Genomic DNA, 25,295 nt, shown 5'->3' on the forward strand with positions numbered 1-25,295 from the left:
GGATCGTCGGCCCTTTCCGTCTTCGCCGGCCCTTTCCGTCTCCGCCGGGCCTCCCCGTCCTCGCCGGGCCGTTGGTCTCCGTCCCGCCGGTGGTCCTACCTGGGCCGGTGGTCTCCGTCGGGCCGCTCGTCTCCGACAGGTCGGTCGGCTTTGCTGGGCCCGTTCCCTTCGTTGCCGGGCCCGTTCTTTTCTCGTCACGCCGGTTTCGGTTCCGCCGGGGTGTGGTGGGTCGGTACCGGATGCGGTTCCGCCAGGGCATGGTGGGCCAGCGCCAGATGCGGGTCCGCCTCGCCCGGCACCGGTGCCGGATCCGCGTGCACCAGCGCGGCGGTGAGCCGGGGTACCGCGTGCAGCAACGCGTGTTCGGCGTCCACGGCGATGGTGTGCGCCCGCCGTACCGTCGCCTCCCCGTCCACCACCACCGCCACCTCGGCGCGCAGCCGGTGCCCGATCCAGCGCAGCCGCAGTTCGCCCACCCCGATCACCCCGGGCACCGCCCTCAGCGCCTGCTCCGCCCGGTCCACCAACTGCGGGTCCACCGCGTCCAGCACCCGCCGGAACACCTCCCGCGCCGCGTCCCGCAGCACCAGCGCGATCGCCGCCGTGATCGCCAGCCCCACGATCGGGTCGGCCAGCTGCCACCCCAGCGCCGCCCCGCCCGCGCCCAGCAGCACGGCCAGCGACGTGAACCCGTCGGTACGGGCGTGCAGTCCGTCCGCGACCAGCGCCGCCGAGCCGATGGACCGGCCCACCCGGATCCGGTACCGGGCCACCCACTCATTGCCCGCGAACCCCACCAGGGCCGCCACCGCGACCGCCGGGACATGTGTGACGGGCCGTGGATCCAGCAGCCGCTCGACCGCCGTCCACCCGGCGAACGCCGCCGAGGCCGCGATCGTCAGCACGATCACGATCCCCGCCAGATCCTCCGCCCGCCCGTACCCATACGTGAACCGCCGGTTCGCCGCCCGGCGGCCCAGCACGAACGCGATCCCCAGCGGTACGGCGGTCAGCGCGTCCGCCGTGTTGTGCACCGTGTCGCCGAGCAGCGCGACCGACCCGGACATCACGACCACGACCGCCTGCGCCAGCGCGGTCACCCCGAGCACGGCCAGCGAGACCCACAGCGCCCGCATGCCCCGGGCGGAGGACTCCAGGGCGTGATCGAGCTTGTCGGCGGTCTCGTGGGAGTGCGGGGTGAGGAGATGGGAGAGCCGATGGCGGATCGGGCGCCGACGGTGGCTGTCTTCATGGCCGTGCGGGTGCGAGTGGCTGTGCGGGTGGTCGCTCACGGGCCTCCCCTTCCGGTGCGTGCGGGCCGGAGGTGGACGTACCCCGTCCACGGAGCCATTATGTGCGTATGAACGCACGCATGCACCTATCAGCTGCGCACGATGCGCATCCGCGCACCCCGGGCGAGGAACAGTTCGCGCTCGCGGCCGAGGTGCTGGCGCTGCTCGGCGACCGCACACGGCTCACGCTGCTGCACGCGCTGATGGGGGGAGAGGCCGACGTCACGACGCTGACGGACCTGTGCGGGGCGGCGCGGCCCGCCGTCAGCCAGCATCTGGCGCGGCTGCGGCTGGCCGGCCTGGTGACCACCCGCAAAGAGGGCCGCCGGGTGGTCTACGCATTGCCGGACGGACATCTGCGACGGCTCGTGGACGAGGCGCTGAACGTGGCGGACCACCGCTTGACGGACCGTCCGCTGCACGACTGAGCGGGACTGGAACCGGTAGCGGGCAAAGGCGGTGCGAGGGACCGGCCGGATCAGCCCAGGCGCGGTATCTCGATCGCGGGGCAACGGTCCATGATCATGTCGAGGCCCGCCGCGCGGGTGCGGTCGTAGGCGGCCTCGTCGATCACCCCGAGCTGGAACCAGACCGCCGAAGCCCCCTTGGCGACGGCCTCGTCGGCCACCGCGCCCGCGAGGTCGCTGTTGACGAAGACATCCACGACATCCACGTCGAAGGGGATGTCGGCGAGCGACGCGTAGCCCTGCTCGCCGTGGACGGTCTCCGCCTTCGGGTGGACCGGTATGACGCGCTTGCCGAACCGCTGGAGCACATCGGCGACGCCGTACGCCGCCCGTGACTGGTTCGCGGACAGACCCACCACGGCCCAGGTGTCGCCCAGTTCGGTGAGGATCTTGCGGATGGTCGCTGCGTCGCCGTACACGGCCGGCCTCCTGGTGGTCTCACGGATCTGTCCGACACCGATATCTGTGAGGAGAACGTGCGGCGGTCCCGAGAGATTCCCGTATGCCGTGTCCCTGCCTCATGTCCCGGGTGCCGTGTCCCTGGCTCATGTCCCGGGTGCCGTGTCTCCCCGCCGTTTCCGCGCCATCGTGTCCGGATCCCTCACGACATGCCTGCGTATCGCAGCTTTCGGGCCTACGCTCGGGCCGTGCTGCGCATCATCGACGCCCGTACGGGCCACCCCGCCGACGCCGCCCCGCTCCGCAGAGGGCTGACCCGCGTCGAGGTCCATGCCTTCGGCCACGACATCTCCGCCCTGCGGGTGCTGCTGGTGGCCGACGTGCTCGTCCGCGCCCTGGAGCTGGGCGGCACGCCTGTGTGGGCGCTGCTGAGCGGGGCGCCGGACCAGACGGAGCTGCGCGCGGACGCCGCCGCGCTCGGCATCCGGCCCTTCGAGGAGGGGCGGGACGTCGGACAGGCGCTCGGCGCGGCGCAGGTCATACATGTGGCGCAGCAGGCGGCGCCGTCCGGACAGGACGCCGTCCCCAAGCCCTCCGACGGCGTACTGATCGCCGTCGCACCCGTGGACCCGGCCCCCGTACCCCCGCCCGCGACGGACCCTTCCGTCCTCCGCCTCGCGCTCCTCTCCACCGAACGGAGCCTGCACGCGCGCGTGGACGCGCCCGCGCTGGACGAGGCCCACGACACGCTCACCCGGTGGCGCCGCGCGGTCGCGGGCTGGGCGCGCACCCCTTCCCGCCCGATGCCGACGGAGGTACGCGACCGGCTGCGCACCGCCTGGGAGGACGACCTCGACACCCCCGCCGTGCTCCAGGTGCTGCACTGGCTGGAGACCGCACCCGGCATCCCCGACGGCGCCCGCTTCGAGACCTGCGCCTACGCCGACCGGCTGCTCGGCCTGGAACTCGTCCGCGACCTGGGAGCGGGGGCGTGAGCGGGCGCAAGGGAGCGGGCCCGCTGCGCCGCCTGATCATCTTGCGGCACGCGAAGTCGGCCTGGCCGACGGGCGTCCCCGACCACGACCGCCCGCTGGCACCCCGGGGCCGCCGCGACGCCCCCGCCGCAGGCCGCGCCCTCGCCGAGGCCGACTGTCTGCCCGACCTCGCCCTGTGCTCCACCGCCGTCCGCGCCCGCCAGACCTGGGAACTGGCGTCCGCGCAGTGGGGCACCCCACCGCCGGTCCACCACGACCCGAGGGTGTACGCGGCCGAGGTACCGGACCTGCTGCACGTCGTACGGGAGACCCGGCCCCGGGTGGAGACCCTGCTGCTCGTCGGGCACAACCCCGGCCTGGAGGAGCTGATCCTGGACCTCGCCGGGGACGGCATGGACGACACCCTGGAGCGGGTGCGGGTGAAGTTCCCGACATCGGCGATCGCCATCCTGACCTGGTACGGCCCCACCTGGGAGGCCCTGGTGCCGGGCGCGGCGCTGCTGACGGCGGTGACGGTGCCCCGGGGCCGGAAGAAGACCCCTTGAGCGCCGCCGGGCCACTGCTGAGCGCCGCCAGACCACGGCGGGACGGCCGGCCGGGCGCCGGGAAGCCTCCCCGCGGCCCGCGCGCGGGCAGCGCATAGGCTGGCCGGATGCAGGACGAGTACCGCACAGTGGCCCGCGCGGGAGTGCACGAGACCGAGGTCAACCGCTCCCGCTTCCTGTGCACGCTCGCCCCGGCGGGCACCGAGCGGGAGGCGCAGGACGTCATCGCGCGCGTGCGCAAGGAACACGCCGACGCCACTCACAACTGCTGGGCGTACGTCATCGGCGCGGACGCCGCGATCCAGAAGGCCAGCGACGACGGCGAGCCAGGAGGCACCGCCGGGGTGCCGATGCTCCAGATGCTGCTGCGCCGCGACACGCGGTACGTCGTCGCCGTGGTGACCCGCTACTACGGCGGCGTCAAACTCGGCGCGGGCGGCCTCATCCGCGCCTACGGCGGCGCGGTCGGCGAGGCCCTCGACACGCTCGGCACCCGCACCCGCCGCCGCTTCCGGCTGGCGACCCTCACCGTGGACCACCAGCGCGCGGGCAGGCTGCACAACGACCTGCTCGCGACCGGCCGCAGGGTCCGGGACGTCCGCTACGGCGAACAGGTCACGATCGAGATCGGCCTGCCGGACGCCGACGTGGCCGCCTTCCGCGCCTGGCTCGCCGACAGCACGGCCGGGTCGGCGGGATGCGAATTGGGCGGGGAGGCGTACGGGGACGCCTGACCCGGTCGCGGCTGCTGGCTGCTGCCGGGAGTTCGGCCTCGGACACGCGACTGGGTCGGGGGCCATGTCCGAGCGGGCCGCCCCCCTCACGCTTCAGCTGTCCGTGTCAGAGGTAGGGGTGCCAGCCGCCCAGGCGGGCCAGCAGGGTGCGTGCCGCGCGTTCGTTCAGTCCGAGGGCGGACGCGGCCTGCTCGTCGGTGGCGTCCGCGCGGGCGTCGTGCGCCGCTCGGTACCCGACGTCCATGGCGACGATCTCCAGCCGGCGTACCGCGCGGACGGCCGCCAGCGGGGAGGACTTCCCCAGCTTCTCGATCTCCTCGCGCAGTTGCTCCAGCAGCGTGGTGACCGATTCCGGTACGGGGAGGGCGGATTCCGCCACCTGCACGGTGTGCGCGTCCCAGTCCCGCGTGCACTGGTCGGCGGTCCCCGAGGCGGCGTCCTCCAGGTCCCGGTCGCCGATCTCGTCCCAGTCCAGCGGGTACGCGCTGCCGGTCCAGCCACAGGAGCACACCGCTCGTACGGCGGTTGCCCGTGGCGCGCGGAGGGTGCCGTCGTAGATGCTCCACTCCGAGACGGACTGCCCTTCCGAGCCCGACCCTATGTCGAAGTAGACGGGGGACGGGACGGTGCCGTCGGCCAGCAGCACACCGACCGCGCCCTCGTGCGAACTGCCGAACTCGTCCGTTGTCCAGGTCTCCCGCCGGTCCCTCATGGCGGCCCTCCCTCGCCCGCTGCCGCCCCCGGACGGGGCCGCTGGTCACGACGATCCCGCACTGCGGACGTGCCGCACTGCCGAATCCCCAAAGAGTCACCCACTCACGTCCACCCACAGCACCCGATGTCACACCCCGGTGGCAGAATGACACCTGTGGTGAGCCAGGTGCTCGCAGGTGCCGGCGTGACCGGTGCCGAGGGCGAGGACCGTACCGGTTCGGTGCCGAGGTCGAGGGCGAAGTGAAGCAGGGGGAGCGCGTTGCTGGTCGGAGCGGTGTCTTGAGGATTCTGCACACGTCCGACTGGCACTTGGGGCGGCCCTTCCACCGGGTGAACATGCTCGGTGCCCAGGCCGAGTTCATCGGGCATCTCGTGGCGACCGTGCGGGAGCGCGCGGTGGACGCGGTGGTCGTGTCCGGTGATGTGTACGACCGCGCGGTGCCCCCGCTGGCGGCGGTCGAACTGTTCGACGACGCGCTGCACCGGCTCGCCGACCTCGGGGTGCCGACGGTGATGATCTCCGGGAACCATGACTCGGCCCGCCGCCTCGGGGTGGGGGCGCGGCTGATCGGGCGGGCCGGGGTCCATCTGCGGACGGATCCCGCCGGCTGCGGGACGCCCGTGGTGCTGCGGGACGCGTGGGGAGAGGTCGCCTTCTATGGGCTGCCGTATCTCGAACCCGCCCTGGTGAGGGACGAGTTCGCGGTGGAGAAGGCGGGGCACGAGACGGTGCTCGCCGCCGCCATGGAGCGGGTCCGCGCCGATCTCGCCGCGCGGGCCGACGGCACCCGGTCGGTGGTCCTCGCGCACGCGTTCGTCACCGGCGGCCAGGCCAGCGACAGCGAGCGGGACATCACCGTCGGCGGGGTCGCGGCCGTTCCCGCCGGGGTGTTCGACGGCGTGGACTATGTGGCGCTGGGACATCTGCACGGCAGCCAGACCCTCACCGGGCGGGTGCGTTACTCCGGGTCCCCGCTCGCGTACTCCTTCTCCGAGGCCGCCCATCGCAAGAGCATGTGGCTCATCGACCTCGGCGCCGACGGCTCGATCGGCGCCGAGCGGGTCGACTGCCCGGTCCCGCGCCCGCTCGCCCGGCTGCGCGGCACCCTGGCGGACCTGCTCGCCGACCCCGCGCTCGACCGGCACACGGACTCCTGGATCGAGGCCACGCTCACCGACCCGGTCCGCCCCGCCGACCCCATGGCACAGCTCACCGAGCGCTTCCCCCACACCATCGCCCTGGTGTTCGACCCGGACCGCCCGCCCGAGGACCCCGACGTGTCCTACGCCCGCCGCCTCGCGGGCCGCAGCGACCAGGAGATCGCGGAGGACTTCGTCGCCCATGTGCGCGGCTCCGGACCCGATGCCCGGGAACAGGCCGTGCTGCGCGACGCCTTCGACACGGTCCGCGCCGACCGGACCGTCCGGGAGGTGGCCCCATGAGGCTGCACCGACTCGACCTCACCGCCTTCGGCCCGTTCGGCGCCACCCAGAGCGTCGACTTCGACGACCTGTCGGCGGCCGGACTGTTCCTGCTGCACGGCCCGACCGGCGCCGGAAAGACCTCTGTCCTGGACGCCGTCTGCTACGCCCTGTACGGGTCCGTCCCCGGCGCCCGCCACAGCAGCCAGGGCCTGACGCTGCGCAGCGACCACGCCGCGCCCGGCACCCGCACCTCCGTCACCCTCGAACTGACCGTCGCCGGACGCCGGTTGGAGATCACCCGCCAGCCGCCCTGGGCGCGCCCCAAGAAGCGCGGCGCGGGCACCACCCTCGACAAGGCCCAGACCTGGCTGCGCGAGCACCACGCCGGCGCCTGGAAGCCCCTCGGCCGCTCCCACCAGGAGATCGGCGAGGAGATCACCCAGCTGCTCGGCATGAGCCGGGAGCAGTTCTGCCAGGTCGTGCTGTTGCCGCAGGGCGACTTCGCGCGGTTCCTGCGCGCCGACGCCGAGGCACGCGCCAAGCTTCTCGGGCGCCTCTTCGACACCCACCGCTTCGGCGAGGTCGAAAAACGCCTCGCCGACCGGCGCCGGACCACCGAGACCCAGGTGCGCGACGGCGACACGGCCCTCCTCGCCGACGCCCACCGCATGCAGCAGGCCGCCGGGGACGCCATGGAGCTGCCCGAGCTGGCACCCGGCGAACCAGGTCTCGCCGACGCCGTCCTCGAAGCCGCCGCCGTCGCCCGCGGCACCGCCCGCGAACAGCTCGCCGTCGCCCGCGCGGGGCTGCTCGCGGCCGAGTCCGCCCAGGTGGCCGCCGACCGCGCCCTGGACGACGTACGCGAAGCGGCCCGGCTCCAGCGGCGGTTCGCCGAAGCGCAGGAGCGGGCGAGGGCGATGCAGGAGCGGGCCGGGGACCACCGGGACGCGCAGACGCGCATGGAGCGGGCCCGCAAGGCCGAGAAGGTCGCGCCCGCCCTGGAGCTGAGGGACGACGCCGAGGCCCTGCACCACCGCGCGGCGGCAGCCGAGACCCGCGCGCGGCAGCCGCTCCCCGACACCTTCGGCGGCGCGGGCCCCACCGGGCTCGCCACCGCCGCCCGCCGCGCCACCGAGGAACTGGGCGGCCTGGAAGCCGCCCGCCGCGCGGAGCTCCGCCTGACCGCGCTGGCCGCCGAACGGGACGGCCTGGACCGCCAGGAACGCGCCGACGACGACATCCTCGCGGAGAGCGGGACCTGGCTCGCGGGCTGGGACGCCCTGCGGAGCGGGCTCCAGTCGCGGATCGACACCGCGCAGGACGCCGCCACCCGGGCCGAACAGCTCGGCGCCCAGCGCGACCCCGCCCGGCGGCGGCTCACCGCGGCCCGGCAGCGCGACCAACTCGCCCACGACACCGAGGACGCCCAGCACCGGGCCCTCGCCTCCGCCGAGCGCGCGGTCGCCGCTCGCGGCCACTGGCTCGACCTCAAGGAACAGCGGCTGAACGGCATCGCCGCCGAACTCGCCGCCCACCTCCAGGGCGGCGAACCCTGCGCGGTCTGCGGCGCCACCACCCACCCCGCACCCGCCCGCAAGGTCGCCGGACACGTCGACCGCGACACCGAGGAACGCGCGCTGGCGGCCCACCAGCGCGCGGAGGAGACGCGCGCCGACGACGAACGGCGCCTGGGCGTCGTACGGGAAGCGCTCGCCGCCGCCAGCGCGGAGGCCGGGGACACGCCGACCGACCGGCTCGCCGCCGAGACCGAGGAACTGGAACGGCTCTTCACGCAGGCCCGGCGCGAGGCGTCCGACCTGCACGCCGCGCAGGAGGAACTGCGGCACGCCGAACAGGAGTACGAGCGACGTACCGAGGACCGGCAGCGCGCCGAGGTGAGCACCGCGTCCCGCACGGCCCGCCGCGACGCCCTGGAGCGTGAACGGCAGACGCTGGAGAGCGAGGTGGCACAGGCGCGCGGGACGTCGGGGAGCGTCACCGCGCGGGCCGCTCAACTGGAACGGCAGGCCGCCCTGCTCACCGAGGCCGCCGATGCCGCCCGGGACGCCGAGGACACCGCCCGCCGCCTCAAGGAGGTCGACGCGCGGCTGGCCGACGCCGCCTTCCGCGCCGGTTTCGACACCCCGCAGGCCGCGGCGGGCGCCCTCCTCGACGACACCGCCCACCGCGAACTGCAACACCGGCTCGACGCCTGGCAGTCGGAGGAGGCCGCCGTCCGCGCGGTGCTCGCCGAACCCGACACCGTGGCCGCCGCGCAGCGACCACCGGCCGACCTCACCGCCGCCGAACAGGCCGCCACCGACGCCGCCCGCCGCGCGCGCGAGGCAGCCTCCACCCGCGACGCCGCCACCCGGCGCTGCACCGAGCTGGACGCGCTCTCCACGCGCGCGGCCGACGGCGTACGACGACTCGCCCCGCTGCGCGAGGAGTACGACCGGGTGGCCCGCATGGCCGCCCTCACCGCGGGCACGGCCGCCGACAACGAACGCCGGATGCGCCTGGAGTCGTACGTCCTCGCCGCCCGCCTCGAACAGGTCGCCGCCGCCGCGACCGTCCGGCTGCGCCGGATGTCCTCCGGGCGCTACACCCTGGTCCACTCCGACGACCGCACCGGGCGCGGACGCAGCGGACTCGGCCTGCATGTCGTGGACGCCTGGACCGGCCGCGAGCGGGACACGGCCACCCTGTCCGGCGGCGAGACCTTCTTCGCCTCCCTCGCGCTCGCCCTCGGCCTCGCCGACGTCGTCACCGACGAGACCGGCGGCGTCCGGCTCGACACCCTCTTCATCGACGAGGGCTTCGGCAGCCTCGACGACCAGACGCTGGACGAGGTGCTGGACGTCCTGGACTCCCTGCGCGAACGGGACCGCAGCGTCGGCATCGTCAGCCATGTCGCCGATCTGCGGCGGCGGATCCACGCGCAACTGGAGGTGGTGAAGGGGAGATCGGGGTCGGTGCTGCGGCAACGCGCGCACTGACCCGGTGAGGTACTCGGCTCACTGACCCACGGGGCGGCGCGGCAGCGGCGACGAGTACACGACGCTCGTCGTCACCGACCCCAGCGCGCCGATCCGGCCCGACACCTCCTCCAGATGCCGCATCGAACGGGCGGCGACCTTGATGACGAAACAGTCGTCGCCCGTGACGTGATGCGCCTCCAGGATCTCCGGCGTCGCGGCCACCAGATCGTGGAACGGCTTGTAGTTGCCGTGCGGATACCGGAGCCGGACGAACGCCAGGATCGACAGCCCCAGCCGCTCGGGGTCCACGACCGCCGCGTATCCCTGGATCACCCCCGCCTCCTCCAGCCGCCGCACCCGCTCGGTCACCGCGCTCGGCGACATCGACACGGCCCGCGCCAGCTCGGCGAAGCTGGCCCGCCCGTCGCGCTGGAGGACATCGAGAATGCGCCAGTCGGTGGCGTCCGGGGAAAACGTGGTCATGGGGGAGGGATAGCAGGGGAATCGGCGGCGGAGCAAGGAGAGTGCCGGGGATCTCACCTTCAGGTGGCGGTCGGACGGCCGTAGATTTCGGGACGCATCCATCGGACGGACGTCCCGTCGCCCATGCACCTGACCCGGAAGGCCCGCGCACTCCTATGCCCCACGCCCCCACCCCCGCCCAGGCCGCCGCCCACTTCCGGGCGAGCCTCGCCTTTCACACCGACGTCTCCGATGTCGCCGCCGCGCTGGCCGCCGACGGGGGCCCCGGCTTCGTCCTGCTCGACTCCCGCTCCACCCCGGCATGGGACCAGGGCCATGTGCCCGGCGCCCTGCATCTGCCCACCGCGCTGATCCCCGAGCGGGCCGCGCGGCTGCTCGACCCGTCCGTGCCGGTGGTGACGTACTGCTGGGGCCCCGGCTGCAACGGGGCCACCCGCGCCGCCCTCGCCCTCGCCGAACTCGGCTACCGGGTCAAGGAGATGCTGGGCGGGTTCGAGTACTGGGTCCGGGAGGGGTTCGCGTACGAGACCGCCGAGGGGGAGAGGGACCGGCGGGAGACGGCGGATCCGCTGACGGCGCCGGTCGCGGGGGCGTGCGGCTGCTGAGAAAACCAGGTGCGGCGAACGGCCCCCCTCCCCATCATGGTCGTCCATGCCCAGGTTTCCCCACCCCACCCCCGAGTCCCTCCGCCGTGATCCCCTGCCCCTGCGCGGCCGAACCGCCCTAGTGACCGGTGCCAGCCGACGCGGTGGCATCGGGCACGCGGTGGCCCGGCGGCTGGCGGCGTACGGCGCGAGCGTGTACCTGCATCACCACGTGCCGCACGACGCCGAACTGCCCTGGGGCGCCGACCGTCCCGCCGACGTCGTGGCCTCCGTGCGCGAGGCGCTCGGCGACCCGGCGGCGACGGTCGTGGACGGCCCCGCCGATCTGTCCGACCCGACGGCGCCCGCGGCCCTGATCGCCACCGCCGCCGGGGCGCTGGGCGGGCGGCTGGACATCCTGGTCGCCAACCACGCCCGCAGTGGCCGGGACGGCACGCTGGACGAGATCGACGCGGCGATGCTCGACGCGCACTGGGCCGTCGACACCCGTTCGGTGCTGCTGCTGGCGCAGGCGTTCGCGCGGCAGCCGGAGCCGCCGCGCGGGGGCCGGGTGATGATGATGACGTCCGGGCAGGACATCGCGGGCGGCATGCCCGGTGAACTCGCCTACGCACTCCAGAAGGGCGCCCTCGCCTCGGTCACCCGGTCCCTGTCCACGACGCTCGCCGAGCGCGGGATCACTGTGAACACGGTCAACCCGGGTCCCGTCGACACCGACTACCTGACCGGCGAGGACTACGACGCCGTCGCCGCCCGCTTCCCGGCCGGCCGCTGGGGGATGCCGGACGACCCGGCCCCGCCGCGCCCGGGGGGGGGGCCCCCCGACGAGGACACCTCCGAGACGCCGGACGTCCTGGAGTACATGGTCATGATGGTCGGCGTGGTGTACGCGATCGTGCTCGGCCTCGCCATCGCGGGCGTATGGGAGGCACGCGGCGCGGCCGAGGACACCGTACGGCGTGAGGCGCAGGCGCTCTACGAGATCGATCAGCGGCTGGACGTCTATCCGGCCGAGTTCCGCAGCCAGGTGCGCGAGCGGATCGACGCCTACGCCCGGCACGCCGTCACCGCCGAGTGGGCCGCCATGGAGCGCGACGAGGAACCGGGCCCCACCGGCGCCGAACTCCTCAGCCGCATCCGGGCCGACCTCGCCCACCGCACGCCCGCCGACGAACTCCAGGCACAGGCCTACCAGCCCCTGCTGGACGAGGTGGCCGCCGCCGACGTGGCCCGGCACGAACGGCTGGACAGCGCCGGGACCACCCTGCCCGGCGTGGTGTGGTTCGGGCTGGTGGCCGGGGGAGCGGTCACCCTCGGGCTGCTCTTCACCCTCCAGATCAGACGCTCCACACGGGAGCTGATCCTCGCCAGCGCCTTCAGCGCGCTCGTCGTCTTCCTGCTCTTCCTGGTGTGGAGCTTCGACGCCCCCTTCGGCCACACCGGCACGGACTCCGCACAGCCCCTGCGGGAACTTCTCACCACGCCGTTCTGATCCGGCATCCTCCCCCCGCTGGGCTCGGCTCACAACGCGCGGTTGTGGGCCGGGCCCAGCCGTTGTTTGTGCGAGGGCGGGCGGCTCGTTTGGATGGCGTGCCGGAGCAGCGGTGAACGGACATGCCGGGATCGCGAAGCGGCGGACAGAGGCGGGGCGGATACGTGGGCGGGGGATCACGGCGGTCACTGGGGCCGGCGTTCGGGCGGCTGTGGGCGGCGTACGCCGTCAGCGCCTTCGGTACGCGGCTGGCCTTCGACGCGTTTCCGATGATCGCGATCCTGGTCCTGCACGCCGGGCCGTCCCAGGTCGCGGCGCTCGCGGCGACGGGCGCGGCGGTCGGGGCGGTGCTCGCGGTGCCGCTCGGGCCCTGGGTGGAGTTCCGGCCCAAGCGGCCGGTGATGATCGGCATGGATGTGGCGCGGGCCGCGGCCCTGCTGACCGTACCGGCGGCCTTCGCGCTCGGGCTGCTGACCTTCGCACAACTGCTGGTGGTGTCGGTGGTGGTCGCCGCGGCCGACATCGCCTTCGCCGCGGCGGCCGGCGCCTGCCTCAAAGCCCTGGTCGCGCCCGAGGACCTGCTGACCGCCAACGGGCGGTTCGAGTCCACCGCCTGGACGGCCACCATGATCGGGCCGCCGCTGGGCGGGGCCGCGATCGGGCTGCTCGGGCCGATGTCGACCGTCGCCGCCGACGCGGCGAGCTATCTGCTGTCCGCGCTGGGCATCCGCGCGATCCCCGGCGCGGAACCCGCGCCCGCCGCCACCCGGACCGGCGGGCCGCGCCCCGCCGAACTGCTCGACGGCTGGCGCCATCTCCTCGCCCACCCCGTGCTGCGCCCGCTGCTGCTGAACTCCGTCGTCGTGAATGGCCTGATCATGGCGGGCACGCCGCTGCTCGCCGTCCTGATGCTCGGCCCGCTCGGATTCGCCCCCTGGGCCTACGCCCTGGCCTTCGCCGCGCCCTGTCTGGGCGGTCTGCTGGGCTCCCGCCTGTCCCGGCCGCTGGTGGAGCGCCACGGGCGGCACCGGGTGCTGCTGACCGCCGGGACCCTGCGCGCCTGCTGGCCGCTCGGTCTTGCCTTCGTCGGGCCCGGCACCGCGGGACTGCTGCTCGTCATGGCCGTCGAACTCGCCCTGATCACCTGCATGGGCGTCTTCACCCCCGTCCTCGCCACCCGCCGCCTGGAGCTGACGCCGCCCGACAAGGTCGCCCGTACGCTGTCCGCCTGGTCGGTCACCTCCAAGGCGGGCATCGCCGCCACCACCGCGCTCTGGGGCCTGCTGGCCGCCCTCGTCGGCATCCGCGCCGCCCTCGCCCTGGCCGGACTGCTGCTCCTGCTGACCCCGCTGCTGCTGCCCCGGCAGGACCGGGAGCCGGCCGCCGCCGCCCGCCCCGCCTGACCCCCGTCACTCGCCGCGGTACGCCTCCGCCAGGCCCGATGCCCGCAGCACCAGCTCGACCGTCTCCGGCAGCGAACTGCTCGCCGGTACGACCGTCTCCACCCCGCCCGGCAGCAGATCGGCCGGGCGGTACCACTCCCGCAGCTGCCCGGCGTCCACGACATCGGCGATCGGCTTGGTGGCGTGCCGGGCGAGGGTCTCCTCGAAGGGCACGTCGAGATAGAGCCAGTGGCTGCGGTCGCGGTGGTCGGCCAGCAGCCGGGCCAGCATGTCGCCGTAGTGCGCGACGGAGAGGATGCCTTCGAGCACCGTGTGGAAGCCGTGCGCCAGGGCGTGGCGCACGGTCAGCTCGATCAGGCCGATGTTCGCGCCGCCGGGGATGTCCCGCTCGCGCAGCACCTCGCGGCGCAGCACGTCCTGCCCGACCAGCGCGATGCCCCGCCCGTAGCGCTCCCGCAACCCCGCGGCGACGGAACTCTTCCCGGACGCGCTGTTGCCGCGCAGCACCACCAGCCGGGCGGGCCCTTCCAGGGTCGGCCCGGTCATCGCAGGACGGTCTCCCAGGTGTCGACCGCGTAGTGCAGCGACATTCCGTTACGGCCGTACAGCTCGGGTGCCCCGGTGTCGTTGGCGGTGTCGACGCCCAGGCCGATCCGGTCCCGGCCGAGGGCGGCGAGGGTGCCGAAGGCGTGGTGCAGCAGGAAGCCGCCCAGGCCGCTCCCGCGCGCCTCGCGGACCACCCCGATGCCGCTGATCCAGCCCATGGTCGTCAGGTTGTTGCGGGTCAGCAGGAATCCGGCGTCCCCGATGCCGTCGACCGTCAGGATCCAGACCAGGGACCAGTCCAGCCGCTCCGCGTCCAGGTCGGCCAGCCACTGCTCGTACGTCCGTGGCTGGAAGTCGAAGTGGTCGGCGAACGTGCGCTGGTCCAGCGCATGCGCGAGCACCCGGTCCGCCTCGGTCAGACAGGGCCGCACCCGCACCCCGGCGGGCGGCTCGGGCGGCAGGTCCCGCGCCGGGTCCAGGGCGCGGGTCAGCACGTGATAGCGCCGTACGGTGCCCCAGCCCCGCTCCTTGAGCAGCGCCTGGTCGGTGGTGGGCCGCACATTGAGCTGGAGATGGACCACGGCTCGGCCGGCGCCGTTGGACCGGGCCTTCTCCAGCGCCCGGGTCTCCAGGGCGATCAGCAGCCGCTCGCCGGTCTCCTGGTGGTCGGGCAGCACATAGTGCTCCATGTCGACGCGCTCGCCGCCCGACTCGTCCCACACCAGCCCGTACGCCACCAGCCGGTCGTCCTCGAACGCCAGCCAGGAGTCATGGGCCAGGTCGGTCTCCGGATGCCGCAGATCCGCTTCGACGCTGTGCTGGTCGGTCTCCGGCCGGCCGATCTCGATCCGGTCGATCTCGTTGAGCAGGTCCGTGATGACGGGCGCGTCGGCGAACGTGGCGGGGCGAAAGGTGGCGGTCGGCATGCGATCAAGGTTGGGCGGCCGGGGCCTTCGCCGCAACGGAATTTCCGCCGCGCGCGGGGCCCGTGGTGGTCACCGTCGGCTGAGCGCTGAGCGCCCTCAGCCCTCCGCCACCAGCGCCGGGGTCGACTTCGTCAGCACCTCGCCGCGGAAGAAGGCCGGGCTCTTCCAGCGCATCACGAACATGATCACCAGCCCGAGGGCCAGCAGCCCCACCCCGATCACGAACACCGAGCCCACCCCGAACACGGCCGAGCCGCTGCCGTACGCCGGGTCCCACATGTCGGCCAGCGTCTTGCCGAAGACCGCCGCCAGCAGCAGCCCGCCGACCACCGGGAACAGCCCCTTGAAGAGCAGGTCGCGGCCGGACTTCAGCAGGTCGGCGCGGAAGTACCAGGCGCAGGCGAAGGCGGTGAGCGCGTAGTAGAAGCAGATCATCAGGCCGAGCGCGTAGATCGTGTCGACCAGGACGTGCTCGCTGACCAGTGTCATCACGGTGTAGAACACGCCGGTCGCGATCCCGGCCGTGACGGTCGCCCGGCCCGGGGTGCGGAAACGCTCGTGCACGCGCGCGTAGGACGCGGGCAGCGCCTCGTACGTCGACATGGCCAGGACCGTGCGGGCGACCGGGATGAAGGTGGTCTGGAGGCTGGCGGCGGCCGACGCGAGGACCGCGACGAACAGCAGGACGCCGAGCGCCGGTCCCATCACCGGGCCCGCGAGGGCGGCGAAGACGTTGTCGGAGGTCTCCGGGTTGGCGAGCCCGAGGCCCGTCCCGCCGGAGCCGACCGCCATCTGCGCGGCCACGCCGGTGGCGAGGTAGGAGCCGACCAGGACCACCATGGCGATGAGCGCCGCGCGGCCCGGCGTACGGTCGCTGCCGGTGGTCTCCTCGTTGGCGGTCAGACAGGCGTCCCAGCCCCAGTACATGAAGATCGACAGCGACAGGCCCGCCGTGAACGCGGCGAAGGACTGGACGGCGAACGGATTCAGCCACGACCAGGAGAAGTCCATGGAGGTCGCGAACTCCGTGCTGCCCGCTTTCGAGAACGCCATCGTCACGAAGACCGCCAGCACCACCAGCTGGAGCGCCACCAGCGTGTACTGCACGCCCTTGGTCGCGGTCATGCCCCGGTAGCTGATCACGGTGGCGATCGCGATCAGCGCGAGACAGGTCAGGATGTGGACCGCCTTGCTGTCGTCGAGCGCGGCCACCGACGCGCTGCCGCTGATCTCGCCCGCGAGCAGCCAGAAGTACGAGGTCGCCACGCCCGCCAGGTTCGACAGCACGATGATCGTGGCGATGACCAGGCCCCAGCCGCACATCCAGCCGACCTTGGGGCCGAACGCCTTGACCGTCCAGGTGAAGGAGGTGCCGCAGTCGGGCATCGCCCTGTTCAGCTCGCGGTAGGCGAAGGCGACCAGCAGCATCGGCAGGAAGCCCGCGAGGAACACGGCGGGCATCTGGAGGCCGACCTCCCCGGCGGTGGAGCCGAGGGTGGAGGTGAGGCAGTAGACGGGGGCCACGGTGGAGATGCCGATGACCGCGCTGCCCACCAGGCCGACGGAGTTCCCGCTCAGGCCCTTGGTGCGCATGCCGTCGGCGGGGGCCCCGTCGCCTGTGTCAGTGGCCTGGGGCCGTACGTCCAGCTCAGTCATGAACAGGACGTTAATTCGTGCGGTTTCCGTGGTTCCGCTTCTGTGGGGCGGGTGGGTGGGGCGTGGTGGGTCGAATAATCGGTGGTGATTGCATTGAGTGACCTTTGATTGCAAGGTCATGTGCGACAGTGGGTGTCTCTTTCTGAGAGTGTCCGATATTCGGTTATCGCAGTTCGGTCGGGATTCCGATGTCCGAAATTTTCCCGTGTGGTCCGCGCCACATTGCCGTGATCATCCCGGTCGCACGGTGCATCTCGCGCGCGGATACAGTGTCCCGCCTCAATGGATCAAGGTGGGGAGAGCGAACAGTGCGGGTACGGGTGGGGAAGAGAGCCGGGGCCGCGACAGCCGTCGCGGCCATCGTGCTGGCCGGATGCTCGGGCGGTGGGGACGGCAAAGGCGATGGGGGTGACGGGGGCGAGGCGTCGGCGAGCGCGACACCGGCCGCCGAGGTGCGCGCGGGCGGCACCGTCGGCCCGCCCGGCTCGGTCTGCGAGCTGCCGCTGACCTTCGACATCGCCGAGGAGTGGGAGCCGGACGCGGTCGATGTGGAGGGGGCGGGGGAATTCATCGAGCTGCTCCAGCGCGGCCCGGTCACCGGCGTCTGCGAGATCGACGCCAAGCCCGCCGGGAACATCGGCTTCATCCGCGTGTACACCGGCGAACCCGGCGACGACGACGCGAAGGCCGTCCTCTCCGCCTTCGTCGCCGACGAGCCCGGGGCGATCGAGGAGCGGTACACCTCCTTCACCGCCGCCGGGGTCCCGGCCGGCGAGGTCACGTACCGCATCGAAAGCGAGTTCTACGACGAGCCCAACCCTGAACAGGCGTTCGCGCTGATCACCCCGGACGGACCCGTCGTCGTCCAGGTCGGCGGCCTGGACCGGGAGGAGCACGAGGCGATGCTCCCGGCGTACGAACTCGCCAAGCGCACCGCGCGGATCACGGACTGACCACGCAACGGACTGCGCCGTACGGGTTGTTGTTCACCTCCGGGAAGGCGTGAAATCAACTGACCCTGTGGTGCCGGTCGTCTGCGGCGCTCAGGCTCACCGGCATGACTGCCTTCCGACCGCACAGACCCCAGGTGATCCGTGCCGCCGCGGCCACTGCGGCGGCACTGTCCCTGTCCCTGTTCCTCACCCCGGCCGCGCACGCCTCCGCCGCCGCGGGCCCCTCCGGTCAGGTCACGCTGCCGCTGGGCGACCCCGGCCTCGCGGAGACCCGCAGCAGCCGGACGCTCGCCCCCGGGGTGACCCTCACCTCGATCGTCCGGGGCACCGAGCCCGCGTCGCCGGACCAGATCAACACCACGACCAAGGGCCCCTGGGCGGTCAACGTCCTGACCATCGACCCGCGCAGGACGGACGGCCATCTCACCGCGACCTACGGGCCCGACCTCGCCCGGACCGAGCGCACCACCGATCTCGTACGGCAGTCCGGCGCGCTCGTGGGCGTCAACGCGTCCTTCTTCACCTTCACCGCCAGCCAGCAGTACCCCGGCGATCCGGTGGGACTCGGCCTCTACGGCGGACGGCTGCTCAGCGAGCCCACCACCGACCCCGCCGAGACCTCCTTCGTGGTCGACGCCCGCACCGACCGGGTGCTGATGGGCAAGCTCTCCTGGTCGGGCGCGGTCCGCAACAAGCAGAGCGGCGCCAGCCTGCCCCTGGAGTTCCTGAACCATCCACCGGTCGTCCCGGCCGGGTGCGCCACGCTCCCCGACCCGACGGCCTGCACCGCGCCCGGCGACGTCGTCCGGTTCACGCCGGAGTTCGCCGCCGCCACCCCGTCCGGCGCCGGCGTCGAGGTGGTGCTCGACCGGCGCGGCTGCGTCGTACGCACCGAGCGCGACCGGGGCACCGAACTGGCCGCAGGTCAGACGTCCTTGCAGGCCACCGGCCGGGAGACGGCAACCCTCCTGGAGGTCGCCGGGACCGGCTGCCTCACCGTCTCCTCGCACCTCACGGACGAGGACGGGAAGCGGGTACCGGTGAGTGAGAGCCTGTCCGGCGTCAACGGCCGCTACCGGCTCACCGAGGGCGGCGAGATCGTCGTACCGTCCGGCTCGGGCAGCTTCTTCGCCCGCAACCCGCGCACGATCGCCGGTACCACCAAGGACGGGAAGATCGTCCTGGCGACCATCGACGGCCGGCTGACCAGCAGTGTCGGTACGACGATGAACGAGACCGCCGCCGTCGCCGACGCACTGGGCCTGCGCGACGCGGTGAACCTCGACGGGGGCGGCTCCAGCACCCTGTCGGTGAAGGGGGACCTGGTGAACCGGCCCAGCGGCGGCACGGAACGGCTGGTCGGTGACGCGCTGGTCTTCTTGGAGGCGCCGTACCGGGGCTGATCCCACCACCGGAAAAACGACCGGCATTTCCGGCATGCCGGGACTAGCCTGACCCGGGTGACCGAACTCCAGGGCACCCGGGTCGTGCTGACCACGGCCGGACCCGATGACATCCCCGCCCTCGCGGCCATCCGCGCCACCGCCGAGGTCGCCGAACGCTGGCGCGGCGGCCCCGACCTCGCGGCCGACATCGCCGAGGATCTGGCGGACCCGGACACCCACTGTCTGACCATCCGCCACCGGGACCGGATCGCCGGGATGATCCAGTGGCACGAGGAGACCGAGCCCGACTACCGGCACGCGGGCATCGACATCTTCCTCGACCCCGGGGTGCACGGCGCCGGGCTGGGCACGGACGCCGTACGCACCCTGGCCCGCCACCTCGTGCGCGACCTCGGCTTCCACCGCCTCGTCATCGACCCGGCCGCCGACAACGCCCCCGCCATCCGCTGCTACGCCAAGGTCGGCTTCCGGCCGGTCGGGGTCATGCGGCAGTACGAGCGCGGCCCGGACGGCAGCTGGCACGACGGGCTGCTGATGGATCTGCTGGCGGACGAACTGACTGACGAACTGACCGACGAACTGACCGACGAACTGGCCGACGAGCAGGTCGACTAGCGGCGGCGCGGTCACGCCTCCGAGGGTTCACCCCTCCCTCCGGCAGTACAGGAACAGCTCCGGTTCCGGCCCCGCCTGTGCCAGGGCCGGGGTGAACAGGACCTCGTCCCGCTCCAGCACGGTCAGGCCCGCCCCCGTCGCCAGCGCGACGAACCGCTCCGTGGAGAAACTCGACGCGCGGACCGGCTGGCCCATGAAGACCACCTCGAAGTCCTCGGCCTCCACCGGCACCGTCGCGAGCACCAGATGCCCCGCCGGTTTCACCGCCCGCGCCATCCGCCCGATCAGCGCGGACTGCTCGTCCCGGCTCATCTGGAGCAGCGAGAAGTACGCGCAGGCCGCGTCGTATCGGGCCTCGGGGAGCGCCACCGCACGGGCGTCCGCGCACACGAACGTCGCCTTCGGCACCTGCCGGGCGGCCAGTTCCACCATCACCGGGGAGACATCGATGCCCCGGACGTCATGCCCGGCGGCGGCGAGCGTCTCGGCGGTCGGCCGTCCCGTGCCGCTGCCCACGTCCAGCACCCGGCTGCCCGGCGCCAGCCGCCCCAGCAGCCACTCCAGTGAGCGGCGGTGCGGCTCCGACGCGGCGAAGGCGTCCTGGTACGCGGCGCCGATCGCGTCGAACGTCACGGCGGCGGGCGGTCTGGGCGATGCGTCGGTCACGGTGGGGTTCCCTTCGTCCGGTGCGCGCTGTCGATGTGCGCGCCGCCGATGTGCGACGCCGCCGACGTGCGCGCCGCACCTAGCGTTCCAACGCGGGCGGGGGCGCGAAACGGGTTCCGGTTGCGCGCCGTCGCCCCGGCGGGGCAGGGTGCCTGCGTGGCCACCCTGCTGATCGTGCATCACACGCCCTCACCGAACTGCCAGGCCCTCTTCGAGGCCGTCGTCTCCGGCGCGACCGACCCCGACATCGACAACGTACGGGTGGTACGGCGGGCCGCGCTCGCCGCGACCGCGTCGGACGTGCTGGCGGCGGACGGATACCTGCTCGGCACCCCGGCGAACCTCGGCTATATGAGCGGGGCCCTCAAGCATTTCCTCGACCAGGTCTACTACCCCTGCCTGGACAGCACCCGGGGCCGCCCCTTCGGCTACTGGATCCACGGCGGCAACGACGTCACCGGCGCCGCCCGCGCCCTCGACGCCATCACCACCGGCCTGGGCTGGCGGCGGGCCGCCGAACCGGTGACCGTCACCGGCGAGCCCGCCAAGTCCGACCTGGAGTCCTGCTGGGAACTGGGCGCCACCCTCGCGGCCGGCCTGATGGACCAGGACTCCGGATGACCGGGCCTCAGCCCCGCCAGCGGTAACGCCGTTCCGGCCGCCCCGCAGCCCCGTACCGCAGGGCCACCTCCACCGTGCCCGTGGTGTGGAAGTACTCCAGATAGCGGCGGGCGCTGACCCTGGACACGCCCGTCAGGGTGGCGCACTCGGTCGCCGAGAGGGTGCCGTCGGTGTCGCGCAGGGTGCGTTCGATCAGCTCGGCGGTCTCCACGCTCATCCCCTTGGGCAGCCCGCCGGGCGCCGGACCCGACCCGCCCGACAGGACCCGGTCCACATCGGCCTGACTGCGCACCACCGTGGTCAGCAGCCGCCCGCGCTGCGCCGCGTACCGCTCAAGGCGGGAGCGGAGATCCTCGAACTCGAACGGCTTGAGGAGATAGTCGACCACCCCATGACGTACGGCACCGCGCACGGTGTCCGCCTCCCGGGCCGCGCTGATCACCATCACGTCGCAGTCGTGCCCCGCCGCGCGCAGCCGGGGGATGACGTCCAGGCCGAACCCGTCCGGGAGATACAGATCGAGCAGGACCAGATCGGGGCGGTGCTCCTCGACGGCCGTCACCGCCTGCTCGCCCGTACTGGCCACCCCCACCACCCGGAAGGCCGGTACCCGCTCCACGAAGGCGCGATGGACGCGCGCCACCATGAAGTCGTCGTCCACCACCAGGACGTCCAGGGTCTGGCCCGTCGTCCCGTCGGCCCCACTCATGGTCTCGCTCCTTCCGTCACCTCGGCGCTGAGGCGACCGACCGTCATGCGCGCGGTGAACTTGGCGCCCTCCGGCGTGTTGGCCACGGCGATCTCCCCGCCGTGACGTTCGCAGACCAGCCGGGTCAGGGCCAGCCCGATGCCCCGCTCACCCTCCCGGGCGACCTTGGTGGTGAAGCCGTGCTCGAACACCTCCCGGGCCAGCTCGGGCGCCACGCCCGGCCCCGAGTCCCGTACCACGATCTCCACCCCGGAGGCGTCCTGGCGGATGCCGACCTCGACCCAGGCGTCCCGGCTGTCGGCGGCGCCGGACGGGGCGGCGGCGTCGACGGCGTTGTCGACCAGGTTGCCCACCACGGTCGCCACGTCGGCGGCGTCCTCGGGGGCCAGGCGGCCCAGCGAGGTGCCGTCGGAGATGCGCAGGCTGACCCGGCGTTCGGCGGCGAGCGACGACTTGGCCGTGAGCAGCGCGGCCACCGCCGTGTCCCGGACCCGGCGGCTGAGGGTGACGTCCAGGGACTGGCGGCGCAGGGTGAGCGCCCGGATGTAGTGCACCACCTCCTCCTGCTCGCCGATCTGGATCAGCCCGGAGATGGTGTGCAGCTGGTTGGCGAACTCGTGGGCCTGCGCCCGCAGCAGCTCCGAGGAACTGCGGAAGGATCCGATCTCCCGTTCGAGGCGGGCCAGTTCGGTGCGGTCGCGCAGGGTGGTGACCGAGCCGAGCGGACGGCCGTCCTTGGTGACCGTCATCCGGTTCATCACCAGTACCCTGCCGCCCCGGATGACGACCTCGTCCCGCCGGTCCACCGCGTCGCCCCGCCCGTCCGCCGCCCGGTCCCGGCCGCCGGTCACCGTCCCGTTCTCCCGGCCGCCGGTCAGCACATCGCGCAGCCGGCCGTCGATGCCGAGCGCGTCCAGCCCCCGCCCCTCGCAGTCCGCGGGCAGGTCGAGCAGCCGCCGTCCCACGTCGTTGACCAGCGTCAGCCGGTGCTGCGGATCGAGCGCGACCACGCCCTCGGCGAGCCCGTACAGCATGGCCTCCCGGTGTTCGGCCAGCCCGGCGATCTCCCGGGGCTCCAGGCCCAGCGTCTGCCGTTTGACACGCCGCGCGAGCAGCCAGGAACCGGCGAGGCCGAGACCGCTGGCGATCCCGAGATAGGCGATCAGATACGAGGAGGCGTTGCTCAGCCGCTGCCAGGCGGTCGGCGACTCCTCGCCGATCATCACCGTGCCCAGCACCCGGCCGACGCTGCCCTCCTGCTCCCCGAGCACCGGCACCTGCGCCACCCGCTCCCGGCTGTCGCCCAGGCTCAGCTCGCCCGACCAGCCCCGGTCCGGTTCCGCCCCGGCGCCCGCCGCCCGCGGCAGCGGCTCGCCGATCATCGTCGGGTCGGTCGAGCTGACGATCAGCCCGTTCCCGTCGGCGATGGTCACGGAGGTGACCCCGGACTGGGTCTGGGTGGAGTTCACCAGCGGGGCCAGCGCCTCGCGCGGCAGCAGCGGCTGTTCCAGCTGGCCGCGCACCAGCGGGGTCGCGGCGAGCTGCTCGGCGAGCGCGGTGACCCGCCGGCCCTCGACCCGGTCGAACGTCGCCTCCGACTGGGCGAGCGAGACGGCCGCGACCGCCAGCAGCACCATCACCACGATGGCGAGCTGAAGCACCAGCATCTCGCCCGCGAGGGTCTGACGGCGGAAAGTGGCGGCCATGGCGGGGTCAACCTCATCGTTCTGTACTGGGTAGTCCGGTGCGGGGTCGCCTCATGATGGCCGTCAACCGGGTCGGGGGAAAGGCACCGGTTGGTAACGGGGCGTGACGGTCCGGCCGGGCGCAGGTGGCTGCGGGCCTGGTCCGGCCGGGCCTTTGTGACCGCAGCCCCGGCCGCGCCCGTTGTCACAAAGACCAAAACCTCCGTTGGTTCCGCAAGCGAGACACCGTGTTTACGCCAGTGCAACATGTGGTCCACGTCACCCTCCCCCAAGGGCCGCTCACCCCTCCCCACAGGGCTTCTTCTTCCGTCTGTGTGAATCCGTCTGTGTGAACCCGCACCCATGTATGTGAGTTCCACTGTGAATTCCACACCCATGCAACCGACAGGTGGTGGCATTCGTGCGCCTGCGCACTCCCCTGCGCACTCCCCTCGCCCTGCTCGGGGCCGCCGTGCTCGTCCTTCTCGGGCCGCCGCTGCTGACCACCGGCAGCGGCGCCGAGACCGGCACCCAGATCCCGGGCCTGCGCTTCATGGTCCCCAACACGCCCGGAGGCGGCTACGACATCACGGCCCGCACCGCCGCGAAGAACGCCGAGGACGCCGGACTCACCTCCGGCATCGAGGTGTTCAACCTGCCCGGCGCGGGCGGCACCGTCGGACTGACCCGGCTGGTCAGCGAGCACGGCAACGGCAAGCTCGCGATGTCGATGGGGCTCGGCGTGGTCGGCGCGGTCCGTTCCAACGACGCGCCCAAGACCCTCGCCGACACCACTCCGATCGCCCGCCTCACCGAGGAGCAGGACGTCGTGGTGGTCGCCAAGGACTCCCCGTACCGGACCATCGACGATCTGATCGAGGCGTGGCGGGCCGACCCCGGCAAACTGCCCGTCGGCGGCGGGTCCTCGCCCGGCGGCCCCGACCATCTCGCCCCGATGCTGATGGCCCAGGCCGCCGGGATCGCCCCGAAGGACGTCAACTACATCCCCTTCGACGGCGGCGGCGAACTCCTCGCCTCCATCCTCGGCAACAAGGTCGGCTTCGGGGTGTCCGGCGTCGGCGAGTACCTCGACCAGATCAAGGCGGGCGAGCTGCGGCTGCTCGCCGTCACCGGCCCCGAACGGGTGGACGGGCTCGACGCGCCCACCCTCATGGAGGCCGGCTACGACGTGAACTTCACCAACTGGCGCGGCATCGTCGCCCCGCCCGGCCTCTCCGACGCCGAACGCGACAAGCTCGTCCGGCTCGTCGAGGAACTGCACGACTCCCCGCAGTGGCAGAAGTCCATGGAGCAGAACGGCTGGGACGACGCCTTCCTGACCGGCGACGAATTCGGCGCCTTCCTGGACGCCCAGGACAAGCGTGTGGTCTCCGTGCTGAAGGAGCTGGGACTGTGACGACACCGACCACCGACGCCACCCCGGCACCCGACGGGCCCGCCACCGACCGCCGCTCCTGGTGGCGCGACTACTCCGAACTCGGCGTCTGCGTCCTGCTGCTGGCCCTCGGCGTCCTGGTGCTCACCGACGCCCTCACCATGGACGTCGACATCGCCCAGCGCGGACCCGTCGGCCCCAGGACCGTGCCCATCGCCGTCGGCATCGGCCTGCTGCTCATCGCCGCCCTGCTCGCCGTCGACGTACTGCGCGGCGGCCGGGGCCAGGCGGAGACCGGCGAGGACGTCGACCTCTCCGAACCCGCCGACTGGCGTACCGTCCTGCTGCTCGCCGGGGTGTTCCTGGCCACCGCCGTCCTCATCGAACCGCTCGGCTTCCCCATCGCCGGGGCCCTGCTGTTCTGGGGCGCGGCCTATGCCCTCGGCAGCCGCCGCCTCGACCGCGACCCGCTGATCGCCGCGGGCCTGTCCCTCGTCACCTATGTGCTGTTCAACGACCTGCTCGGGGTACCCCTGCCCGGCGGTCCGCTGATGGGAGTGCTCTGAGTTGGCTTCCTCCCC

General features: G+C 73.1%; 25 protein-coding genes and 1 pseudogene. 16 read left to right on the top strand and 10 right to left on the bottom strand.

Going from position 1 to position 25,295, the window contains the following annotated elements; translation table 11 throughout:
• Positions 1-194: 194 nt before the first annotated feature.
• Entirely contained in the window at positions 195-1,292 is a 1,098-nt protein-coding gene (locus ACFXAZ_RS09725) for a cation diffusion facilitator family transporter (RefSeq protein ID WP_384587119.1), read from the bottom strand.
• 68 nt (positions 1,293-1,360) lie between these two features.
• Here ACFXAZ_RS09725 and ACFXAZ_RS09730 point away from each other — a divergent pair, with 68 nt between their 5' ends.
• A complete protein-coding gene (locus ACFXAZ_RS09730) occupies positions 1,361-1,720 on the top strand; it encodes an ArsR/SmtB family transcription factor (RefSeq protein ID WP_384587121.1) in 360 nt (119 codons plus the stop codon).
• A gap of 50 nt (positions 1,721-1,770) precedes the next feature.
• On the opposite strand, the gene ACFXAZ_RS09735 is transcribed toward ACFXAZ_RS09730, so the two are convergent.
• On the bottom strand, positions 1,771-2,178 hold the full coding sequence (locus ACFXAZ_RS09735; protein ID WP_384587123.1) for a CoA-binding protein: 408 nt from the start codon (positions 2,176-2,178) through the stop codon (positions 1,771-1,773).
• A 189-nt stretch (positions 2,179-2,367) separates the two neighbouring features.
• Between ACFXAZ_RS09735 and ACFXAZ_RS09740 the strand changes: the two genes are divergently transcribed.
• The 3 genes from ACFXAZ_RS09740 (at position 2,368) to ACFXAZ_RS09750 (ending at position 4,432) form a co-directional block, all read left to right on the top strand.
• Complete coding sequence (locus ACFXAZ_RS09740; RefSeq protein WP_384587125.1) at positions 2,368-3,153, top strand: hypothetical protein; 786 nt, start codon at positions 2,368-2,370, stop codon at positions 3,151-3,153.
• Positions 3,150-3,698 (top strand): SixA phosphatase family protein, encoded by a 549-nt coding sequence (locus ACFXAZ_RS09745; RefSeq protein WP_384587127.1) that lies wholly within the window; start codon positions 3,150-3,152, stop codon positions 3,696-3,698. The genes ACFXAZ_RS09740 and ACFXAZ_RS09745 overlap by 4 nt, the downstream gene beginning before the upstream one ends.
• 107 nt (positions 3,699-3,805) lie before the next feature.
• Positions 3,806-4,432 carry a YigZ family protein gene (locus ACFXAZ_RS09750; RefSeq protein ID WP_384587129.1) on the top strand — a complete coding sequence of 209 codons (627 nt, stop codon included), beginning with the start codon at positions 3,806-3,808 and terminating at the stop codon, positions 4,430-4,432.
• Between the two features lie 106 nt (positions 4,433-4,538).
• Here the strand turns inward: ACFXAZ_RS09750 and ACFXAZ_RS09755 are convergent, their stop codons facing one another.
• Positions 4,539-5,144, bottom strand: coding sequence for a hypothetical protein (locus ACFXAZ_RS09755; protein WP_384587131.1), 606 nt, complete (start codon positions 5,142-5,144; stop codon positions 4,539-4,541).
• Positions 5,145-5,425: 281 nt separating this feature from the next.
• Here ACFXAZ_RS09755 and ACFXAZ_RS09760 point away from each other — a divergent pair, with 281 nt between their 5' ends.
• A complete protein-coding gene (locus ACFXAZ_RS09760) occupies positions 5,426-6,589 on the top strand; it encodes an exonuclease SbcCD subunit D (RefSeq protein ID WP_384587133.1) in 1,164 nt (387 codons plus the stop codon).
• Positions 6,586-9,570 carry an AAA family ATPase gene (locus ACFXAZ_RS09765; RefSeq protein ID WP_384587135.1) on the top strand — a complete coding sequence of 995 codons (2,985 nt, stop codon included), beginning with the start codon at positions 6,586-6,588 and terminating at the stop codon, positions 9,568-9,570. Before ACFXAZ_RS09760 ends, ACFXAZ_RS09765 begins: the two co-directional genes overlap by 4 nt.
• An 18-nt stretch (positions 9,571-9,588) precedes the next feature.
• On the opposite strand, the gene ACFXAZ_RS09770 is transcribed toward ACFXAZ_RS09765, so the two are convergent.
• Complete coding sequence (locus tag ACFXAZ_RS09770; RefSeq protein ID WP_384587137.1) at positions 9,589-10,035, bottom strand: Lrp/AsnC family transcriptional regulator; 447 nt, start codon at positions 10,033-10,035, stop codon at positions 9,589-9,591.
• Positions 10,036-10,190: 155 nt separating this feature from the next.
• Between ACFXAZ_RS09770 and ACFXAZ_RS09775 the strand changes: the two genes are divergently transcribed.
• From ACFXAZ_RS09775 to ACFXAZ_RS09790, 4 genes and pseudogenes are all read left to right on the top strand, one after another.
• Positions 10,191-10,640: a rhodanese-like domain-containing protein gene (locus tag ACFXAZ_RS09775; protein WP_384587139.1), complete on the top strand. Its 450-nt coding sequence runs from the start codon at positions 10,191-10,193 to the stop codon at positions 10,638-10,640.
• A gap of 46 nt (positions 10,641-10,686) precedes the next feature.
• A pseudogene (locus ACFXAZ_RS09780) lies at positions 10,687-11,436 on the top strand (SDR family oxidoreductase); the annotation flags it as partial.
• On the top strand, positions 11,419-12,132 hold the full coding sequence (locus ACFXAZ_RS09785; protein ID WP_384587212.1) for a hypothetical protein: 714 nt from the start codon (positions 11,419-11,421) through the stop codon (positions 12,130-12,132). The pseudogene ACFXAZ_RS09780 and the gene ACFXAZ_RS09785, both read left to right, overlap by 18 nt.
• Positions 12,133-12,254: 122 nt before the next feature.
• On the top strand, positions 12,255-13,535 hold the full coding sequence (locus ACFXAZ_RS09790; RefSeq protein ID WP_384587141.1) for an MFS transporter: 1,281 nt from the start codon (positions 12,255-12,257) through the stop codon (positions 13,533-13,535).
• Between the two features lie 6 nt (positions 13,536-13,541).
• Here the strand turns inward: ACFXAZ_RS09790 and ACFXAZ_RS09795 are convergent, their stop codons facing one another.
• From ACFXAZ_RS09795 to ACFXAZ_RS09805, 3 genes are all read right to left on the bottom strand, one after another.
• Positions 13,542-14,081, bottom strand: coding sequence for an AAA family ATPase (locus ACFXAZ_RS09795; RefSeq protein ID WP_384587143.1), 540 nt, complete (start codon positions 14,079-14,081; stop codon positions 13,542-13,544).
• On the bottom strand, positions 14,078-15,007 hold the full coding sequence (locus ACFXAZ_RS09800; protein ID WP_384587145.1) for a GNAT family N-acetyltransferase: 930 nt from the start codon (positions 15,005-15,007) through the stop codon (positions 14,078-14,080). The genes ACFXAZ_RS09795 and ACFXAZ_RS09800 overlap by 4 nt, the downstream gene beginning before the upstream one ends.
• Before the next feature lie 96 nt (positions 15,008-15,103).
• Positions 15,104-16,663 (bottom strand): APC family permease, encoded by a 1,560-nt coding sequence (locus ACFXAZ_RS09805; protein WP_384587147.1) that lies wholly within the window; start codon positions 16,661-16,663, stop codon positions 15,104-15,106.
• 320 nt (positions 16,664-16,983) lie between these two features.
• On the opposite strand from ACFXAZ_RS09805, the gene ACFXAZ_RS09810 reads away from it, so the two are divergent.
• From ACFXAZ_RS09810 to ACFXAZ_RS09820, 3 genes are all read left to right on the top strand, one after another.
• Positions 16,984-17,616, top strand: coding sequence for a lipoprotein (locus tag ACFXAZ_RS09810; protein ID WP_384587149.1), 633 nt, complete (start codon positions 16,984-16,986; stop codon positions 17,614-17,616).
• Positions 17,617-17,720: 104 nt separating this feature from the next.
• Entirely contained in the window at positions 17,721-19,019 is a 1,299-nt protein-coding gene (locus ACFXAZ_RS09815) for a phosphodiester glycosidase family protein (protein WP_384587151.1), read from the top strand.
• A 57-nt stretch (positions 19,020-19,076) separates the two neighbouring features.
• Positions 19,077-19,637 carry a GNAT family N-acetyltransferase gene (locus ACFXAZ_RS09820; RefSeq protein ID WP_384587153.1) on the top strand — a complete coding sequence of 187 codons (561 nt, stop codon included), beginning with the start codon at positions 19,077-19,079 and terminating at the stop codon, positions 19,635-19,637.
• Positions 19,638-19,664: 27 nt separating this feature from the next.
• Here the strand turns inward: ACFXAZ_RS09820 and ACFXAZ_RS09825 are convergent, their stop codons facing one another.
• A complete protein-coding gene (locus ACFXAZ_RS09825; protein ID WP_384587155.1) occupies positions 19,665-20,303 on the bottom strand; it encodes a class I SAM-dependent methyltransferase in 639 nt (212 codons plus the stop codon).
• Positions 20,304-20,459: 156 nt separating this feature from the next.
• Between ACFXAZ_RS09825 and ACFXAZ_RS09830 the strand changes: the two genes are divergently transcribed.
• Positions 20,460-20,924 carry a flavodoxin family protein gene (locus ACFXAZ_RS09830; RefSeq protein ID WP_384587157.1) on the top strand — a complete coding sequence of 155 codons (465 nt, stop codon included), beginning with the start codon at positions 20,460-20,462 and terminating at the stop codon, positions 20,922-20,924.
• A gap of 7 nt (positions 20,925-20,931) precedes the next feature.
• Here ACFXAZ_RS09830 and ACFXAZ_RS09835 read toward each other — a convergent pair whose 3' ends face one another.
• Both ACFXAZ_RS09835 and ACFXAZ_RS09840 read right to left on the bottom strand, forming a co-directional pair.
• The gene (locus ACFXAZ_RS09835) at positions 20,932-21,633 is read right to left on the bottom strand and encodes a response regulator (protein ID WP_384587159.1); all 702 of its coding nucleotides are present in this window, start codon (positions 21,631-21,633) and stop codon (positions 20,932-20,934) included.
• The gene (locus ACFXAZ_RS09840; protein ID WP_384587161.1) at positions 21,630-23,339 is read right to left on the bottom strand and encodes an ATP-binding protein; all 1,710 of its coding nucleotides are present in this window, start codon (positions 23,337-23,339) and stop codon (positions 21,630-21,632) included. Before ACFXAZ_RS09840 ends, ACFXAZ_RS09835 begins: the two co-directional genes overlap by 4 nt.
• Before the next feature lie 400 nt (positions 23,340-23,739).
• On the opposite strand from ACFXAZ_RS09840, the gene ACFXAZ_RS09845 reads away from it, so the two are divergent.
• Complete coding sequence (locus tag ACFXAZ_RS09845; RefSeq protein WP_384587214.1) at positions 23,740-24,735, top strand: Bug family tripartite tricarboxylate transporter substrate binding protein; 996 nt, start codon at positions 23,740-23,742, stop codon at positions 24,733-24,735.
• Complete coding sequence (locus tag ACFXAZ_RS09850) at positions 24,732-25,280, top strand: tripartite tricarboxylate transporter TctB family protein (protein WP_384587163.1); 549 nt, start codon at positions 24,732-24,734, stop codon at positions 25,278-25,280. The genes ACFXAZ_RS09845 and ACFXAZ_RS09850 overlap by 4 nt, the downstream gene beginning before the upstream one ends.
• The last annotated feature ends 15 nt before the right edge of the window (positions 25,281-25,295 follow it).

It is taken from the genome of Streptomyces sp. NPDC059477 (assembly GCF_042749375.1).
Classification (GTDB): Bacteria; Actinomycetota; Actinomycetes; order Streptomycetales; family Streptomycetaceae; genus Streptomyces.